This window comes from Sphaerisporangium sp. NPDC088356 (genome assembly GCF_040685555.1).
Taxonomy (GTDB): Bacteria; Actinomycetota; Actinomycetes; order Streptosporangiales; family Streptosporangiaceae; genus Sphaerisporangium.
Map to the genome: position 1 here is coordinate 16311 of NZ_JBFBIK010000084.1, position 16460 is coordinate 32770.

15 protein-coding genes are annotated in these 16460 nt (G+C 70.7%); 10 read left to right on the forward strand and 5 right to left on the reverse strand.

The window, feature by feature from the left end; all coding sequences use genetic code 11:
* The first annotated feature begins 11 nt into the window (after positions 1-11).
* On the forward strand, positions 12-2876 hold the full coding sequence (locus AB0O34_RS25985) for a CARDB domain-containing protein (RefSeq protein ID WP_363919560.1): 2865 nt from the start codon (positions 12-14) through the stop codon (positions 2874-2876).
* Between the two features lie 73 nt (positions 2877-2949).
* On the opposite strand, the gene AB0O34_RS25990 is transcribed toward AB0O34_RS25985, so the two are convergent.
* Positions 2950-3363 (reverse strand): DUF6069 family protein, encoded by a 414-nt coding sequence (locus AB0O34_RS25990; RefSeq protein ID WP_363919562.1) that lies wholly within the window; start codon positions 3361-3363, stop codon positions 2950-2952.
* Positions 3364-3575: 212 nt separating this feature from the next.
* Here AB0O34_RS25990 and AB0O34_RS25995 point away from each other — a divergent pair, with 212 nt between their 5' ends.
* The 3 genes from AB0O34_RS25995 to AB0O34_RS26005 all read left to right on the forward strand — a co-directional run bounded on the left by AB0O34_RS25995 (position 3576) and on the right by AB0O34_RS26005 (position 6603).
* The gene (locus AB0O34_RS25995; protein ID WP_363919564.1) at positions 3576-4757 is read left to right on the forward strand and encodes a histidine kinase; all 1182 of its coding nucleotides are present in this window, start codon (positions 3576-3578) and stop codon (positions 4755-4757) included.
* Positions 4745-5407 carry a response regulator transcription factor gene (locus tag AB0O34_RS26000; protein ID WP_363919566.1) on the forward strand — a complete coding sequence of 221 codons (663 nt, stop codon included), beginning with the start codon at positions 4745-4747 and terminating at the stop codon, positions 5405-5407. The genes AB0O34_RS25995 and AB0O34_RS26000 overlap by 13 nt, the downstream gene beginning before the upstream one ends.
* Before the next feature lie 107 nt (positions 5408-5514).
* Entirely contained in the window at positions 5515-6603 is a 1089-nt protein-coding gene (locus tag AB0O34_RS26005) for a protein kinase family protein (RefSeq protein ID WP_363919568.1), read from the forward strand.
* Between the two features lie 179 nt (positions 6604-6782).
* Here the strand turns inward: AB0O34_RS26005 and AB0O34_RS26010 are convergent, their stop codons facing one another.
* Complete coding sequence (locus AB0O34_RS26010; protein WP_363919570.1) at positions 6783-7364, reverse strand: hemerythrin domain-containing protein; 582 nt, start codon at positions 7362-7364, stop codon at positions 6783-6785.
* Positions 7365-7696: 332 nt separating this feature from the next.
* Between AB0O34_RS26010 and AB0O34_RS26015 the strand changes: the two genes are divergently transcribed.
* Both AB0O34_RS26015 and AB0O34_RS26020 read left to right on the forward strand, forming a co-directional pair.
* The gene (locus AB0O34_RS26015) at positions 7697-7834 is read left to right on the forward strand and encodes a hypothetical protein (protein WP_363919572.1); all 138 of its coding nucleotides are present in this window, start codon (positions 7697-7699) and stop codon (positions 7832-7834) included.
* A gap of 106 nt (positions 7835-7940) precedes the next feature.
* A complete protein-coding gene (locus AB0O34_RS26020) occupies positions 7941-8063 on the forward strand; it encodes a hypothetical protein (protein ID WP_363919574.1) in 123 nt (40 codons plus the stop codon).
* A gap of 97 nt (positions 8064-8160) precedes the next feature.
* Here AB0O34_RS26020 and AB0O34_RS26025 read toward each other — a convergent pair whose 3' ends face one another.
* On the reverse strand, positions 8161-10287 hold the full coding sequence (locus tag AB0O34_RS26025) for a transglycosylase domain-containing protein (RefSeq protein WP_363919576.1): 2127 nt from the start codon (positions 10285-10287) through the stop codon (positions 8161-8163).
* Positions 10288-10402: 115 nt separating this feature from the next.
* Positions 10403-10588, reverse strand: coding sequence for a hypothetical protein (locus AB0O34_RS26030; RefSeq protein WP_363919578.1), 186 nt, complete (start codon positions 10586-10588; stop codon positions 10403-10405).
* A gap of 411 nt (positions 10589-10999) precedes the next feature.
* Here AB0O34_RS26030 and AB0O34_RS26035 point away from each other — a divergent pair, with 411 nt between their 5' ends.
* Positions 11000-11860, forward strand: a complete 861-nt coding sequence (locus AB0O34_RS26035) for a hypothetical protein (protein WP_363919580.1) — start codon at positions 11000-11002, stop codon at positions 11858-11860.
* A gap of 101 nt (positions 11861-11961) precedes the next feature.
* On the opposite strand, the gene AB0O34_RS26040 is transcribed toward AB0O34_RS26035, so the two are convergent.
* On the reverse strand, positions 11962-13458 hold the full coding sequence (locus AB0O34_RS26040; RefSeq protein ID WP_363919588.1) for a hypothetical protein: 1497 nt from the start codon (positions 13456-13458) through the stop codon (positions 11962-11964).
* 295 nt (positions 13459-13753) lie between these two features.
* Here AB0O34_RS26040 and AB0O34_RS26045 point away from each other — a divergent pair, with 295 nt between their 5' ends.
* The 3 genes from AB0O34_RS26045 to AB0O34_RS26055 form a co-directional block, all read left to right on the forward strand.
* Positions 13754-14791 carry a dipeptidase gene (locus AB0O34_RS26045; protein WP_363919582.1) on the forward strand — a complete coding sequence of 346 codons (1038 nt, stop codon included), beginning with the start codon at positions 13754-13756 and terminating at the stop codon, positions 14789-14791.
* Complete coding sequence (locus tag AB0O34_RS26050; RefSeq protein WP_363919584.1) at positions 14788-15867, forward strand: M20/M25/M40 family metallo-hydrolase; 1080 nt, start codon at positions 14788-14790, stop codon at positions 15865-15867. Before AB0O34_RS26045 ends, AB0O34_RS26050 begins: the two co-directional genes overlap by 4 nt.
* Positions 15864-16460, forward strand: a 597-nt coding sequence (locus tag AB0O34_RS26055) for a GNAT family N-acetyltransferase (protein WP_363919586.1), incomplete at its 3' end; no start/stop codon positions are given. The genes AB0O34_RS26050 and AB0O34_RS26055, both read left to right, overlap by 4 nt.

A 16460-nucleotide genomic window follows, 5' to 3' on the forward strand; every position in this document is an offset into this window, starting at 1 on the left:
ATGGTTGCGGTATGTCGATCCGTCCCCTACGTGCGGCCCTCGCCCTGCTCGTCATCGCCCTGGGCCTGACCATCACCACGACACCCGCCAGAGCGGCGGCGAACACGCAGCCGCTGACCGTACGCATCCTCCTGGTGAGCTGCGTCGATCCCTGCCGGAACGAAGGCCTCGAGAGCGCCGGGGAGAGCGCACCCGACTTCTACGGGGAGATCACCTTCGCCGGCTTCCCCACGTTCACCACTCCCAGAGCGGCCGAGGACCAGGTTCAGGTGGCCCCGTTCTGGACGCTGACCCAGCAGGTCCCGACCACGGTCCTCGACCAGGACATCTCCGTCCTGATCAAGGACCACGACTCCACTTCGGGCGACGACTGGGCCGACACCTCCCCCCGGGCGGGCGACCCCTACACCCGGTTCAAGGTCAACATGATCCACGGCACCGTCTCGGGCGACATGACCTCCTCCGTGCAGTGCGTCACCGGCAACGGCGAGCCGGGCGGCGGGATCTTCGGAAGCGACCCGCAGCCCGCCGTTGAGGTGTGCATCGAGATCACCCCGAACAGCGGGACCGACTCCGACGGGGACGGCTACACCGACTACGAGGAGTACCGCGGCGTCGACTTCAACGATGACAACATCGTGGACCTGTCGCTGCCCGACCTCGGCGCCGATCCCACCCGGCGCGACATCTACGCCGAGATCGACTGGATGCGCGGCGAGAAGCCGCAGGACGGCGTGCTGTCCAGAGTCGAGCAGGTGTTCTCGGACGCCCTGGTCACCAACCCCCAGACCCATGCCGACGGCCTGGCACTGCACCTGATACCGGACGAGGAGCTCCCGTACGCCGAGGCGATCGACTTCGGCGACACCCGCGCCCCCGGCACGTACGACGACTTCGACGACCTCAAGCAGGGCAATCCGGCCAAGGCCTGCGGGACGGACGCCACCGGCAACTTCGGCACGGACGGGGACCGGTCCAGCCCGCTGTGCGACAAGATCATGCTGTACAAGCGGCTGCACTTCCGCTACGGGATCTTCATCAACGGCCTGACCGGCAGCGGGACCACCTCGGGCCGGGCGGAGCTGGACGACCGGGGCTCCAACGACTTCGTCGTGTCCCTCGGCCGCTGGACCACGAAGATGTTCGGCGAGGTCGGCGGGCGGGCCGCCGCCGAGCAGGCGACGCTGCTGCACGAGATCGGCCACACCTTCGGCCTCGGCCACGGCGGCCGCTACGGCAACGGGACCGCCGACCTGGTCAACTGCAAGCCCAACTATCAGAGCGTCATGAGCTACTCCTGGCAGTTCGCGGGCATCGACCCCGGCCGCCCCCTCGACTACCAGCGGTTCGGCAAGGCGAACCTGGACGAGACCGACCTCGACGAGATCAAGGACCCGGGACTCGCGGGCGTCGTCCGCCCAGTCATCTACGGCGTCGGCGGCGTGGTGAGCAAGGGCCCGGCGGACGACCCGATCGACTGGACCGGCGACGGACCGCCGTTCTCTGCTCACGCGAGCGCCAACATCAACCGCATCACGGCTCTTGGCCCGGACTGCGACAAGGCCGCAAGCGACGAGACGCTGCTCAGCAACCCCGACTGGGACCGCCTGGTCTACGACTTCACCAACAGCCGCTACTTCTCCGACGGCGTGCACGGCCCGAACGTGCCCGAGCTGACCGGTGACGCCGTACTCCGCGTGGACGCGGTCGACCTGACCGCGGGCATCACCGTCGACAAGCCCGACGCCGCCGGCGGCGACACGGTGACCGCCACCGTGACGATCGGCAACAAGGGGGCAAGCAAGTCCACCGCGACCTCGGTCACGTTCACGCCACCCGTGGGCGACCCGGTCACCCGGCAGCTGAGCGACCTGGCGCACGGCCAGACGGCCACCGAGACGTTCACGTACACGGTGCCCTGTACGGCCATCGACGGCAGCACGCTGACCAGCACCGCCAAGGTCACCGGCAAGAACGCCGACGGGGAGGCCGAGCTGGACGAGACGCTGGCCGACAACACGGCCACGGCCGTCACCAAGGTCCACGCGCCCGTCATGGCGGTGACCGCCACGGCGACCACCTCCGTGAACGCGGGCGAGGCGGTCACCTACACGGTCGGCCACCGCAACACCGGCACCGCGTCCGCCACCGGGGCCACGCTGAAGTACACGCTGCCCGCCGGCGTCTACTACAGCCAGGCACTCGACCAGGGCGCGGGGCCACGCCCGGCGACCGTGACCAGGAACGCCGACGGCACCACGACGCTGACCTGGAACCTCGCAACGGTCGCCGCCGGCGCGTCGGGCACCATCACGTTCACCGCGCGGCCCACCCTGCTGATGGAGGCGGGGACCCAGGTGACCGGCACGGCGAGCCTGTCCTACGGCGGGGCGAACGGCTGCACGTTCACCCCGGCCACGGGATCGGCGCGGACCTCGATCACCGCGGTCGCGCCCAGCAGGCTGCCGATGCTCTCGACCCTGTGGGGGCTGCGGCCGGACCTGCGTACAGCGGAGGTGCTGGCCCGCGTCCAGGCCACCGACACCCGCTTCGACGGGGCCGACGGCTCCGCCGCCAACGGCGCGCTGTCCCAGCAGGAGGCCTCGGCCGTCCTGTTCCTGCCGGCGACGCAGCCACGCGCGTTGGGCGCGGAACTGCTGGCCGGCACGTTCAACATGGCGTCCCGCCGGATCAACGCGGGCACCGCCGTCCGTACGGTCACCACCCAGCGCCTGCACCTGAACACGGTCGGCGACGCCGTCCGCTACGCGCAGGCCACCCTGGCCCAGCCGCCCACCCTGTCCAACCTGCTCCGCTACACCGACGCCACCCTGGCGCTCACCGAGATCAACTCAGGTGTGGCGGAACGCTACTAGTCACGACCGCGAAGCCTCCCAGGCCCTCCCCCGCGGAGCCTGGGAGGCTTCGCCGTGACCACCCGGGCAGGGTTCACCTGTCGCGCGCCGAACCCCCCAGACCCGGGATGAGCACCGCGGCGACGACCAGGTGCATGCCGGCCAGCGACACCACGCTCGCGGTGTCGACGGCGCCGAGCGGCCCCAGCAGCGACAGTACGAGCACCGCGAACGCGATGACCGTCCAGACCAGCCCCGGACGCCGCGTGGTCCGCTCCAGCAACGCGAGCAGCGCCCAGGCCGCCAGCCCGGCGAGCAGGGCCGCCACCACGACCGCGACCGGTTCGACGTGCTGGACCGCCCCGCCGACCTGGACGTCGAGGCCGACTCCGGCCACCGGGCCGGCCAGCGCCCAGGCGGCGAGCGCCGCGACGGCCGCGCCCGCCACTGTCAGCGCGCGACGCGGAGCGGCCGACACGACGCGAGTAGGAGTGGTTTCGCCGACCATGCGTTTCCCCTTTTCGATGACGGGCGGCCGTCCCGCAAGCCATCCGCTGATGGCAGCCGCGGCGAGCCCCGTCTGGTTCACGCCCACAGCCTCGCCGCCGCGGCGCCGCCGCCGCATCGGGCGCGTGGCGGCGGCGGGTACGACCGCGGTGGACCCGGGTACCGACTTTGGTAGGTGTCGGCGCCCCGGCCCCCGGAGCTAGCCTTGGCGGCGTGAACGGCGAGAACCACTGCGACGTGGAGGCGGAGTCCCCGCGCCGGCGCGTCCCCCGCGGCGCCGCCATCGTGGCAATCGTGGTCGTCGGCATGGCCGCCCTCGTCGTGCCGACCATCTGGGGCCTGGCCGACCGGCACCCGGCGAACGAGCTGCTGGCCCTGGACATCGTGTCCGGGGTGCTGGGGTGCGTCCTGTCGCCCATCCTGCTGTGGCGGCCGGTCGGCGGCGCGCTGGCGCTCGCCGTGCTGGCCGCGCTGTCGCCGGCGGCCACCCCGCCCGCCACCCTTGGCGCTCTACAGGTCGCCCAGCGGCGCGGTTTCCCGGTCGCGGCCGCGACGGCCCTCGCGGGGATCGCGGCGCACGTGGCGCAGGGTCTGTGGCGTCCCAACGGAGGGATCTCGTTCGGCTGGTGGCTGGTCCTGGTCACCTTCGGCTACGGCGCGCTGGTCGGGTGGGGCGCGCTGGCCCAGGCGCGGCGGGCGGTCGTCACATCGCTGCGCGAACGCGCCCGCCGTGCCGAGGCCGAGCAGGGCCGGCGGGTGGCGGAAGCCCGGATGCTGGAGCGCACCCGGATCGCCCGCGAGATGCACGACGTGCTGGCCCATCGCCTGTCCCTGCTGGCCACGTACTCGGGTGCGCTGGAGTACCGCCCGGACTCCCCGCCCGAGCAGCTCTCCCGCGCGGCCGGCGTGGTCCGGGCCGGGGTTCACCAGGCGCTCGACGAGCTCCGCGAAGTGATCAGCCTGCTACGCGACGAGGACGGTGACCAGGATGGATGGCCACAGCCCATGCTCGCCGACCTCCCCCGGCTGGTCGACGAGTCCCGCGACGCCGGGGGGCAGGTGCAGCTGCGTGACGGGGTGGTCGATCCGTCCGCCTTGCCCCCCTCCGCGGGCCGCACCGCTTACCGTGTCGTGCAGGAGGGTCTGACCAACGCACGCAAGCACGCCGCCGGTCAGCCGGTCCAGGTGGTGCTGGAGGGCCGTCCCGGTGCCCGGCTCGTGATCGATATCCGCAACCCGCTGCCGGAGCGCGGGGCCGCCTCGCCGCTCACCCCCGGCGCCGGCACCGGTCTGGTCGGGCTCACCGAGAGGGTGCACCTCGCCGGCGGGCGGCTCGACCACGAGACGACCGCCGCCGAGTTCCACCTGCACGCCTGGCTACCATGGCCGGCGTGAACCATCCGCTGCGCGTACTCCTGGTCGACGATGACGCCCTCGTGCGCGCCGGGCTGTCGATGATGCTCGATGGGATCCACGGCATCGCCGTGGTGGGCGAGGCCGCGGACGGCGACGAGGTGCTCGCGGCCGTCGACGCGCACGCCCCCGATGTCGTGCTCATGGACCTGCGGATGCCACGTGTGGACGGCATCACCGCCACCCGCCGGTTACGGCGCCGGCAGCACCCGCCCGAGGTCATCGTGCTGACCACCTTCGACACCGACGAGAACATCCTGCACGCGCTGCGCGCCGGCGCCAGCGGCTTCCTGATCAAGGACACCCCGCCCGCGCAGATCGTCGAGGCGGTCCGCCGGGTCGCCGCCGGAGAGCCGATGCTGTCCCCTCGCATCACCCGCCGGCTCATGGACCGCGCGGCCGTCCAGGCCGGCGCCTACCAGCGGGCCCGCACCGCGCTGGCCACCCTCAGCCCTCGCGAGAACGATGTCGTCCTCGCCGTGGCCCAGGGCCGCAGCAATGCCGAAATCGCCGCGGAGCTGTTCATGAGCGTGGCCACGGTCAAGGCCCACGTCTCCCACATCCTCACCAAACTCGACCTGGACAACCGAACCCAGATCGCCCTGCTCGCCCACGACGCCGGCCTCGCCTGACACGCCTTGGCTGTCGCGCCGGGGCTCCGCCAGGCGCGTGGCCCGCGAGGAAGTCCTGATTGGGACCGCTGGTAGAAGCGTCGCGAGAGATCACCAAGGAGCCGTCGATGCGCCACCCAGAGCCGCGACACGCCGGACGCCTGTCCACGTACGGCAAGGTTTCCGCGCATCTGTCCTTGATGAGCGACCGCCGGCTCGGTGAGGCCGTGGCTGCGGGGGCCGCGCTCGGATCCGGCATCGGCGGCAGGTCGGCCGAGCTGGACATCGAAGGGACGCGGGTCTTCGTCAAGCGAGTCCCCCTGACGGACGTCGAGTCCCGGCCGGAGAACGTGCGGTCGACGGCGAACCTCTTCGGGCTGCCGATGTTCTACCAGTACGGGCTGGGCTCCGCCGGTTTCGGGGCGTGGCGCGAGCTGGCCGTGCACGTCATGACCACCAACTGGGTTCTCGCGAACGAGTACGACGGGTTTCCGCTGATGTATCACTGGCGGGTCCTGCCCGACACCCCTCCCGAGGGGTTCGCCGGCGAGTTCGGGGACGTGGACGGTGCCGTCGCGCACTGGGAGGGGTCACCGGCCGTACGGGAGCGGTTGGAGGCCATCGGCCGGTCCTCCTCCAGCCTGGTGCTCTTCCTGGAACACGTACCGCACACCCTCGCCACGTGGCTGAACGACGTTCAAGATGCCGCTCAGGAGGGCGCCACCTACCCGTGGGTGGAGGAGGCCCTGGCCCGTGGGACCGCCTTCATGAGCTCTCGTGGGCTCGTCCACTTCGACGCCCATTTCTCCAATGTCCTAACCGACGGCCGGCTGCTCTACTTCGCGGACTTCGGACTTGCGCTGAGCTCCGGGTTCGAGCTGTCGGCGGCCGAGGCCGCGTTCCTCTCCGACCATCTCGCGTACGACCGCTGCCACACCGCGAGCCACATGCTCCGCCACCGTCTGCCGGTCGGCATGCGCGGCGACGCCGGACACGAGACCTTCCTGCGTGAGTGGACGGCAGGTCGACGACCCGACGGCGTCCCGCCCGAGATAGCCGCGATCATCGACCGGCATGCCCCGGCCGCCGTCATCCTGGACGGGTTCCACCGCCGCCTGTTCACCGAGGACAAGCGAACGCCGTTTCCGGCCAACGAACTCCAGCGCGCCCTGAGCACCGCCGCGCAAAAGGCGTTCGACGGCCGCGTCAGCCGCTGACCGGGTGGGGCCCCTGACAGCGGGATCCCGCCCGGCGGCAGGCACGGCTGAGGCGGGCGTGACCTCCACCCGCCCCGTCACCTGACGTCACCATCCAGGAAGGCCGGGGGCGCGCATGGCTCGCGTCCTGTCGACCGCGCGAACCGTACGCCGCCCCCGGCGTCCGGTCAGTCTTCTCGCTACTTCTTGCCCATCGCCTGGCGGATGAGGTCGCGAGCCCGGTCCATGATGGCGGCCGGAGTGCCCACCACGATGTTCTCGGTCGCGGTCTCCACCCCGGGATGCGGGTGCGTCGGCGCGACGGCTTCGGCGGCCTTCACCCCGAGAGCCATCGCCCGCCGCTCGGCCTCGGTCGTCTCCCTGACGAGCTGGGCGAACTCGTAGCGCTCTTCCGCCCGGGCATGCTCGGTCACGGCCAGGCGGAGCTTCTCCAGGTGCGAGGAGAAGGAGGGGTCCTCGGTACCCCGCTCCTCCATGAGCGTGAGCAGTTGCTTGGCCTCGTTCTCCTCCCGGAGGCGCTCGTCGACGATGGCCTCTCCCCCGTCGAGCTTGCGCCGGGCATAAGGATGGACGATCTCCTCCTCGGCCGTCTCGTGCACGGCCAGCAGCCGCACCAGCCGCTCGAAGGACTCGGCTCTCGCCCCTCCGGTCGCCCGTTTCACCTCGGCGAACAGGTCGCGGATCATGGCGTGCTGGTGGAGCAACAGCCCGACCACATCGTTCTCGTCGAGGAGCTCGGGCATCGTTTTGCTGTCTGCCATGGCATTACCTCCTAGATGAGGCCACTCCCCGCACAACCGTCGGGAAGAACCAACCGACGCCTCTCCACCAGGTAATACCTTCACCATGCGCTGAAAGGCGCCCGGCGACGTGCCGCTCGCCGGCCGCGCTGATGTCGTCGATGGGCGGGTGCTGTCATCTGCGGTGATGTCGCCGGTATGCCTCGGGGAGGCAGGTCTGGCGTGCGGGTGGCAGGAAGTGGTCACGGGAGGGCAGCTTGCTGCCGTCCATTCGTCTGGTTTGTGGGTTGTCATTCCCGCAGAGTTGTTTGTGCGAGAACAAATACACAGCCCGCGAGAAAAGAGACGAAGAAATGACGAACTCCACCACCTCCAAGCGTTCGGCCGGCACCACCTGGGACTCCCGCGCCGCCGGCACCACCTGGGACTCCCGCGCCGCCGGGACCACCTGGGACGGCTACTCCCGCACCCCCGGCACCACCTGGGACTGACAAATAAGAAAACCCTACGAATCCAAATTCGACCAACAATTGACCTTGAAATAAATAAGCAAGTACTTTGTGTAATCCAGCACCGCCAAGCCGATCAATTCCCATCGTGACCCGCATTCCGACCGATGGCATCGGCGAGCAGCGAAGCGGCAGGCATTCGAACGGCCAGGTCGACGCCGAGACGATCCCCCTCCGGCTGACCGGCCAGACCCCCACACTCAGCGCCTGACCTCCGCGCTCTCTCCCCGCATCCGACCTCTGGCCGTCCCGCGGTCGAGGTTCCGCCGCATCCTGGCCTGCCCGTAGTGGGCCCGGCCGGCGGCGCGTCAGTCGCCGGGCCGGGTGACGTCGGCCGACGGAGGCGCGGTGGGACGGCAGCTCTGGCCGCAGCCGCCGAAGCGGGCCGGGTCGACCGGGGTGAACGGCGTCGGCTCGACCTTCCTCAGTGCCGCGAGCATCGTCTGCTTCCAGATGGGACCGGGGATGGTGGCGCCGAAGACCGCCCCGTAGTACCGGCCGCCGATCGTGACGCCGCTCAGCTTGTGGTCCTGCGAGCCGCGCGGGTCGCCGATGCTGACCGCGCCGGCGAGGTCGGGGGTGAACCCGGCGAACCAGGCGGTGGCGTAGCTGTCGGTGGTGCCGGTCTTGCCCGCCGCGTCACGGCCGATGCCGCCGACGGCCCGCATCGTGCCGTTGGTGAACACGCCGGACAGCACCTCGGCCGCCGCATCGGCGACCTCGGGATCGATCGCCTGCCGGCACTTCGGGCGGTACTCGGTGGTCTTGCCATACCTGTCGGTGATCTGGCTGATCGCCATGGGCGCGCAGTACTTGCCGCGCGCGCCGATCGCGGCGTACGCGTTGGCCACGGTCACCGGGTCCATCTCGTTGATGCCGAGCGTGAACGTCTCGTACTCCTGGAGCTTCTGCCCGTCGGAGCGGTGGATGCCCAGCGACTTGGCGGTCTTGACCGTGTCGCAGAGCCCGACATTCTGCTCCAGCATCATGAAGAACGTGTTCACCGACTGCCAGGTGCCGGTACGCAGGGTCTTCCAGCCGGGGCTGCCCTCGTCGTTGGTGACGGTGTGGGTCGGGTCGCCGACGCTCTCGCCCTCGCAGTTCTTGAACGCCGAGTAGCCCGGGGAACGGTAGCCGGCGCCGGCGCTGAACCCGTCGTCGAGCTTCATGCCCTTCTGCAGGGCGTTGAGCAGCGTGAACGTCTTGAAGGTGGAACCGGCCTGGAAGCCGACGCCGCCGCCGTGCGCGGCATCCGCCACGAGGTTGTAGGAGATTTGGTTTTTTGACCTGCTCCGGCCGTACGTCCGGCTGGCCGCCATGGCCTTGATCGCCCCGGTGCCCGGCTGGACCAGGGCCTCGGCCGCGACGGGATCGTCGGAGGGGTGGACCCACTTCCTGATCGCCTGGTCCGCCGCCGCCTGCGTGGCCGGGTCGATCGTGGTCTTGATCGTCAGGCCGCCCCGGTCAAGGAACTCCTGGCGGGCCTGGGCCGTCTTGCCGAAGTCGGGGTTGCTCAGGATCTCCTCGCGGACGTAGACGCAGAAGTACGGGTACTCGCTGGCCTCGCAGCCGCCGGGCAGCTTCGTGCCCTTGTAGCCGAGCTTGGTGGCCTTCGCCCCCGCCTCCTCGGACGGGGTGATCTTGACCAGCTCGGCCATGCGGTGCAGTACGACGTCGCGGCGGTTCAGCAGCCGCTCACGCTGCTTCTTGCCCAGGTTGGGGTCGGTGGCGTTGGGATCCTGCACGGCGCCCGCCAGCGTCGCCGCCTGCGGCAGGGTGAGCTCGCTCGCCTCGACGCCGAAGAACCGCTTGGCCGCCGCCTCCACGCCATAGGCGCCGGCGCCGAAGTAGGCGATGTTGAGGTACTTCTCCAGGATCTCGTCCTTGGTGTACTTCTGCTCGACCGCCATCGCGTAGCGCAGCTCGTTGAGCTTGCGCGCGTAGCTGGCCTCCAGCGCCTTGTTCTTCTCCTGGTCGGTGTCGGCGGAGTTGAGCAGCACCTGCTTGACGTACTGCTGGGTGATGCTCGACCCGCCCTGGCTCACCCCGCCGGCCGCCAGGTTCCTGGCCAGCGCGCGGATCGTGCCCTCGATGTCGATCGCGCCATGCTCGTAGAACCGGTAGTCCTCGATCGAGATGATCGCCGTCTTCATGACCTCGGCCATCTGGTCGAGCTTGACGACCTGGCGGTACTCCTCGTAGAACCGCGCGATCTCGTCGCCCCTGACGTCCTGCACGATCGTGACCTCGGCCGGTGGTGGCTCGACGAGGTCCTTGGGCTTGAGGTTCACCTCGTTGGTCGCCGAAACGATTCCGAAGCCCGCGCCTCCCACGGCCGGCAACGCGATCCCCGCGACCAGCACGCCCGCCGCCGTCCCCACGGCGGCAAGGCGCGCGATCTTCGATACGGCCCCCGGCCGTTCCCCGCCCCGCATGTGATGTCGTCCTTGCTCTCGCCCGCCAAAGGACAGGAGCAAATCAGGTCACAACCGCAAATGTCTAATATCGGTATCCGGATGAGGTCGATATCGATTCACGCATCGACGCAGCTCACGTCGGCCACGCCAGTCCAGGGCCGTCGTGTCTGTCCGGGACGAGATCGTGCGGCTCGAGGCCGGTGTTCTCGAGGCCGGTGTTCTCGAGGTCGAAGCCGATGATCCGCTTGGGATGGATACGGATGATGGGTCCGCTCATTCTGGCCACGGAGTCCACGGGATGCCCGATCGCCTCGCCCACGCCGCGGATCTCCAGGCACCGCACCCGCCAGGGATCCACCATGCTGTGCGTGCCAGATATTCAGATGATTTTTCTCGGTTTGACGGCAAGTGTCAGCCTATGATCGGCTCTTCCCTTCCGTGTTTCCCGGCCGGCGATCCGAACTACGGGGAGAGCTACTCATGCCGCGTCTCCGACGGCACCCACTGGTGCGGGTCCTGGTCTCCGCGTCCCTTTCCCTGGCCGGTCCCGTCGTACTGACCGTCCCCGTGCCCGCCCACGCCGGCCCCCCGCCGTCGCCGGCCAAGGTGCTCGCTCCCGCCGGAGAGACCATCAACTCCGCACCCAAAGGGGGCAAGCCGAAGATCGGCCCTGTGCCGGCGATCGCGGTCCCGCCGGACGCGAAGGTCAGCGTGCCCGAGCGGCCGTCCTGTGAACACGCTCGACGGGCTCTTCGCGGTCGAGGGCGCGCTGGTGTCACGGGTGTACCGGCCACAGCGGGGTGAGCTGCTCGACGCGTCGTTCGTCGTCAAGGACCTGGCCTCCGACACCACCGCCCGGATAAATCCCGATTTATCGGTTGATTTGGCTTCAAAGCCCGTAGCGACCAGGCTCCTGGAGGTGCACGCGGGCCTGTCCCTGGCTCCGGTGAAGCGGCAGCGGGTGGCGGTGCGGAAGGACATCCCGTACACGACCGGCTTCTTCTCCTTCCAGATGGACGGCGGCTTCGCGCTCGACCAGAGCAGGATCGAAGACGTCTCGCTGGGCGTCCACGGTATGTCGTGGCTGAAGATCCGCCCCGGCCGGATTCCCTTCGGAATGCGGGCCCCCCGCGAGCTCGGGTACATCTCCCCCGGATTCGAAGGTGGATACGATCACGTCGACATCCGCGCGGCCGGCATCGATCTCAAACCGGACGTGCAGCTCGACGTGCGCATCGCCCGCGGCATCGGCGAGAATCTCTTCAAGGACACGCTGAAGCTCGGCCCCGCCACGTCGCTGGAGTTCCGGCGCTACGACCAGCGCACGCGGCCCATCAGCGCCAGGCAGGCGCTCAAGGCCGGCGACACCCCGGTCGCCTGCCTCACGATCGGCACCAAGCCGGGATTCGCCGCCGCGAGGCCGGCCGGCTCCATCACGCTGCGCGGCGCGGACGGGCCCCAGATGGTCAGCCTGCTCGACCCCGGAGGCCAGGTGCAGGGCTACGCCCTCGACCTGCTGTCGCAATTCATGTCGCCCTTCGACGGAGCGACCTGGAAGATCTCCGGCTTCACGACCGGCCGCTGCCGCTGAACGCCGCCCCGTCACGGCCGCTGCGCGAGCCGCTGGTGTACGGCCGGCGGGCGTTCGCCAGCCGGGCCCTGGCCGGCGGGGACGCCCCGGGGGTTCAGGGGTCAGCCGTCGTAGCGGTCCTCGAAGGCGGTGAAGGCCGCCTCCTGGTTCCATTCCGCGCTCGCCTTGGGGCTGTCCTTCAGCAGGGCCTTGCACGCGGCCGGAGGCGCCGTGCCGCCGAGGGGTGTTCCCGCGCATTCCGGTGCCGGAACGTAGTCGTCGGCCCCGCGCCACAGGCTACGGCCCTGGAGGAAGCCGTGGTCGAGCGCGGCCCTGGCCATGCTCTTCACATCGGCGTAGCGCAACCCGTAGGTCGTGATCGCCCGCGTGTACTCGCTGGTCAGGTCGGTGTGCTCGATGCCCGCGTCATCGGTTACGAGGGTGACGGGCACTCCCGCCCTGCGGTACGCCGCGAACGGGTGCCGGTCGCCGCACACCCGCAGGATCTGGCAGTTGCTGGTGAGGGCGATCTCGACGAGCACGTGCTTGCGCGCCATCTCGGCCAGCAGTGCCCCCGACCCGTCCTCGCCGGTGATGTCGACGCCGTGCCCGACGCGCTCGGCCTTGCCCGTCCGTACGGCTTCGCCGATGTGGAACCGCAGGTCCCCGGCCGGAGCGATGCCCGGGACGAGCTCACCGGCGTGCAGGGCGATGTGCGCCTTGGAATAGACGCCACGCAGGTAGCCGAGCATGCGCATGTGCAGCCGGTAGTCGCGCAGCGCCACCGGATCGTCCTCCGGGGCGACCAGGTTGAGACCGGCGTAGCGCTGGTCGGCCTCGGCCAGCTCGAAGCCGAGCAGCATCTGGGCGAAGACGACTTCGGGGGCGTTCGTGCGGGTGACCTGGAGGATGAAACGCAGCGGCAGTTCACAGCCCGGGTCGGCGCCCTCCTTGTCGCAGCGGAGGGTGGCGCGCATCTCCTTCAGGTCCGCGTCCGCGTCGGCGCGCGCCGCCTTGACGATCGTGGCCATGGCGCCGCCGGCCAGCAGCCGGTCGCGCAACCGCGCCGGATCGGGGTCGGATCCCACTTTCTTGGCGAGCTCCCCGATGGCCCCCGGCTGGCGGGACAGCATGACCTCCAGGGCGAACTCGTTCTCGGCCGCGGCCTGGGAGGCGAAGGCGGCCAGCATCTCGCCCTTGTGCGCCGCCGCGGCGCCGAACTTGCCGAACGTCGCGAAGAAGTGGTCGTGTCCCGACTCGCCGCCCGGAGTGAAGCTCTGCATCGACCACGCCCGCATGACGTCGTCGCCGAAAGAGGTATCCGTGGCCACGTCACGGGCCGGGCGCTGCCCGGCACGGCACGGCGGGGCCGATGCGGCGAAGGAGGTGGTGTCGAGGCACAGGCCGTCGCGCATGGCGGACCCGAGAAGCCCCCTGGTCGGCACGCTGCCCGACAGATGCGCGTGGATGTCGGCGCCCTTCGGCAGGTCCAGGGCGAACTCACGGAGCCTGCCCGGCTCCTGGCGGATCCCGTCCAGGTACGCCTCGACCCTGGAGGCCGCGTCGCCGGCGGGCGCCGGCGACCCCATCCCTGTGGTCATCGTGATCGCCGCCACCACCGTGGCCAAGATTCTGCTACGTCGGTTCTGAATCATGCGCGTCAGCCAAGCAGGATGATCGCGTGCGGGCCTGCGACCTGGTCACTCCTTTCCCCGGGACCAGCACCGATTTGGCGCGCGGAACGGCCGCGCGGGGTCTGATCGCGGGCAGGCGGCCGTGGCCGGTCCCGCCCTGCGGCGGGGAGCGTCCTTGGGCGAATCGACGAAAAACGCGGTCCTCTTAGGTAGACCGGACGAATTCACCGGCGCCGCCTTGCCATATCGTTGCGGCAAACATCCTCCGGAGGGCTGGTACGTGTCCGCTGATCTTCATGACCGCGCCGTGGTCGCCGACACCCACAACGACCTGCTGATGGCCGTCACGGCCAGGCCACCGCGGCGGTGGGCGTCGTTCTTCCGCGAGCGCTGGCTGCCCCAGCTCCGCGAGGGCGGGGTCGACGTGCAGGTGCTGCCGGTCTTCATCGACGACCAGTACCGCCCCGAGGGCGCGCTCAGGCAGACCCTGCGCATGATCGAGTGCGCGCACACGATCGCCGAGGGCAACCAGGACGCGGTACGGCTGTGCGTGGACGGCGCCGAGATCGACGAGGCGCTCGCGCAGGGCAGGATCGCCCTGGTGCTGGCCCTGGAGAGCGCCCCCGGGCTGGACGCCGACATCGAGCTGCTGGCCACCGTGCACCGGCTCGGCGTGCGGGTCGCCTCGATCGCGCACTGGGGACGTACGGCCCTGGCGGACGGCAGCGGCGAGGACGCCACCGGCAGCAGGCTCACCGCCGCGGGCGTGGAGGCGGTACGGGAGATGGAACGCCTGGGCATGATCTTCGACATCTCGCATCTGGGCGCCTCCGGGGTCGGGCACGTGCTGGAGCTGGCCACCAGGCCGGTGATGGCGACCCACTCCTCGGCCCGTGCCCTGCGCGACCACCACCGCAACCTCACCGACGACCAGATCCGCGGCGTCGCGGCGACCGGCGGCGTGGTCTGCGTCAACTTCGTGCCCTCCTTCCTGTCGGACGACCCCGCGGAGCACACCGTGGACCGCCTGGTGGACCACATCGAGCACGTCGCGAGCGTCGGCGGGATCGACCACGTGGGCCTCGGCCCGGACTTCGTCCGCGAGGTGCTGAGCGACGTCACCCCTCCCTGCTGCGAGGACCTCGGCTACGGCGAGGTCGACGCCATGGCCGTCCTGCCGGGGCTCGACGGGCCGCGGGGCCTGCCTCTGGTGACCGAGGCCCTGACCAAGAGGGGGCTCCCCGAGGAGGACATCGTCAGGATCGTCGGCGGCAACGTGCTCCGGCTGTTCCGCGCGGAGCTGGGACGGCCACGGTGAACCTCGGCCTGATGCTCCAGGACCTGGAGGAGCTCGTGGTCTGCGAGTCCTTCTCCGCCGACCACCAGGCGGTGGCCCGTAGCGCCGGGGTGGTCGCCGACCAGGGATCCAGAAGGCTCGGCGCGCGTCCGGAGACGATCGTGATCGACGGGGTCAGCCATCTGCGGTGGACCTTCGGCACGCCCCGGGTGCTGCTGGTCGGCCACCACGACACGGTCTGGCCGATCGGGACGCTTCGCGAGCACCCCTGGTCGCTGGTGGACGGGATCGCCCGGGGTCCGGGCGTGTTCGACATGAAGGCGGGGCTGGTGCAGGCGTTCCACGCGCTGGCCGCCCTGCCCTCCCCAGAGGGGGTGTGCCTGCTGGTCACCGGCGACGAGGAGCTCGGCTCCCCGTCCTCGCGCGCGCTGGTCGAGGACTCGGCGCGCGGGTGTGCGGCGGCGTTCGTGCTGGAGGCCGCCGCCGACGGTGGGGCGCTCAAGACCGCCCGCAAGGGCATCTCCACCTACCGGCTCACCGCCCACGGAAAGGCCGCGCACGCGGGCCTGGAACCGTGGGCGGGGGCGAACGCGGCCATCGAGCTGGCCCACCAGATCCTCGCGCTCGGCGCGATGGGCGACGGCGCGACCACGGTGACGCCGACCGTCCTGTCCGGCGGGACGACGATCAACACCGTGCCCGAGCTGGCCGCGGTGTCGGTGGACGTGCGGGTCCCCACCGTCGGGGAGCAGAAGCGGGTGGACGAGCTGGTGCGGGCGCTGACCCCCCGGCTCGCCGGAACCCGGCTGGAGGTGAGCGGAGGGCCGAACCGGCCGCCGCTGGAGGAGGCCTCCTCCGCGGGCCTGTTCGAGCTCGCCCAGCGGATCGCCGAGGACCTCGGCATGCCGCCGTTGCGCGGGGCGGCCGTGGGCGGCGCCTCCGACGGCAACCTCACCGCGGGGGCCGGCTGTCCCACCCTTGACGGGCTGGGCGCGGTGGGCGGCGGCGCGCACGCGGCCCACGAGCACACGCTCGTCAGCCAGATGCCAAGCCGTACGAAGCTGCTCGCCGGGCTGGTCGAGGCGGTGCTCGGATGACCGGCGTGGTGTTGCGCGAGCTGCACTTCATCGAGGAGTTCGAGGACGTCTTCCGGCTCTTCGACGGCATCTGGCATCCCGACCCGGGAGGCGCGCCCATCACCGTCGAGCTCATGCGGGCGCTGTCGCACGCGGGCAACTACGTCGTCGGAGCGTACGAGGGCGATCGGCTCGCCGGCGCTTCCGTCGGCTTTTTGGCGGCCCCGGCCGGGCGCGTGCTGCACTCCCACGTCACCGGCACCTCGGACGGCCGCGGGATCGGGTTCGCGCTCAAGCTGCACCAGCGCGCCTGGGCGCTCAGCCGGGGCCTGGAGCGGATCACCTGGACCTTCGACCCGCTGGTGCGCCGTAACGCCCACTTCAACCTGACCAAGCTGGGCGCGCGCCCCGAGGAGTACCTGCCGTCGTTCTACGGCGCCATGGAGGACGCGATCAACGGCGGGGACGAGTCGGACCGGATGCTGGCCATCTGGCGGCTGAACGAGCCGCACGTGCTGGCCGCGGTCCGGCGGGAGCCCTGCGCGCCGCAGGTTCCGCCGGACGCGGCGACCGGGCTGGCCGACCGGGACGGGCGCCCGGTCCCCGGCCGGACC

Excerpts from the sequence above, each read along its gene's own strand:
- AB0O34_RS25985 (WP_363919560.1), top strand. The coding sequence starts at position 12 with ATGTCGATCCGTCCCCTACGTGCGGCCCTCGCCCTGCTCGTCATCGCC.
- AB0O34_RS25990 (WP_363919562.1), bottom strand. The coding sequence starts at position 3,363 with ATGGTCGGCGAAACCACTCCTACTCGCGTCGTGTCGGCCGCTCCGCGT.
- AB0O34_RS26000 (WP_363919566.1), top strand. The coding sequence starts at position 4,745 with ATGGCCGGCGTGAACCATCCGCTGCGCGTACTCCTGGTCGACGATGAC.
- AB0O34_RS26005 (WP_363919568.1), top strand. The coding sequence starts at position 5,515 with ATGCGCCACCCAGAGCCGCGACACGCCGGACGCCTGTCCACGTACGGC.
- AB0O34_RS26010 (WP_363919570.1), bottom strand. The coding sequence starts at position 7,364 with ATGGCAGACAGCAAAACGATGCCCGAGCTCCTCGACGAGAACGATGTG.
- AB0O34_RS26015 (WP_363919572.1), top strand. The coding sequence starts at position 7,697 with ATGACGAACTCCACCACCTCCAAGCGTTCGGCCGGCACCACCTGGGAC.
- AB0O34_RS26025 (WP_363919576.1), bottom strand. The coding sequence starts at position 10,287 with ATGCGGGGCGGGGAACGGCCGGGGGCCGTATCGAAGATCGCGCGCCTT.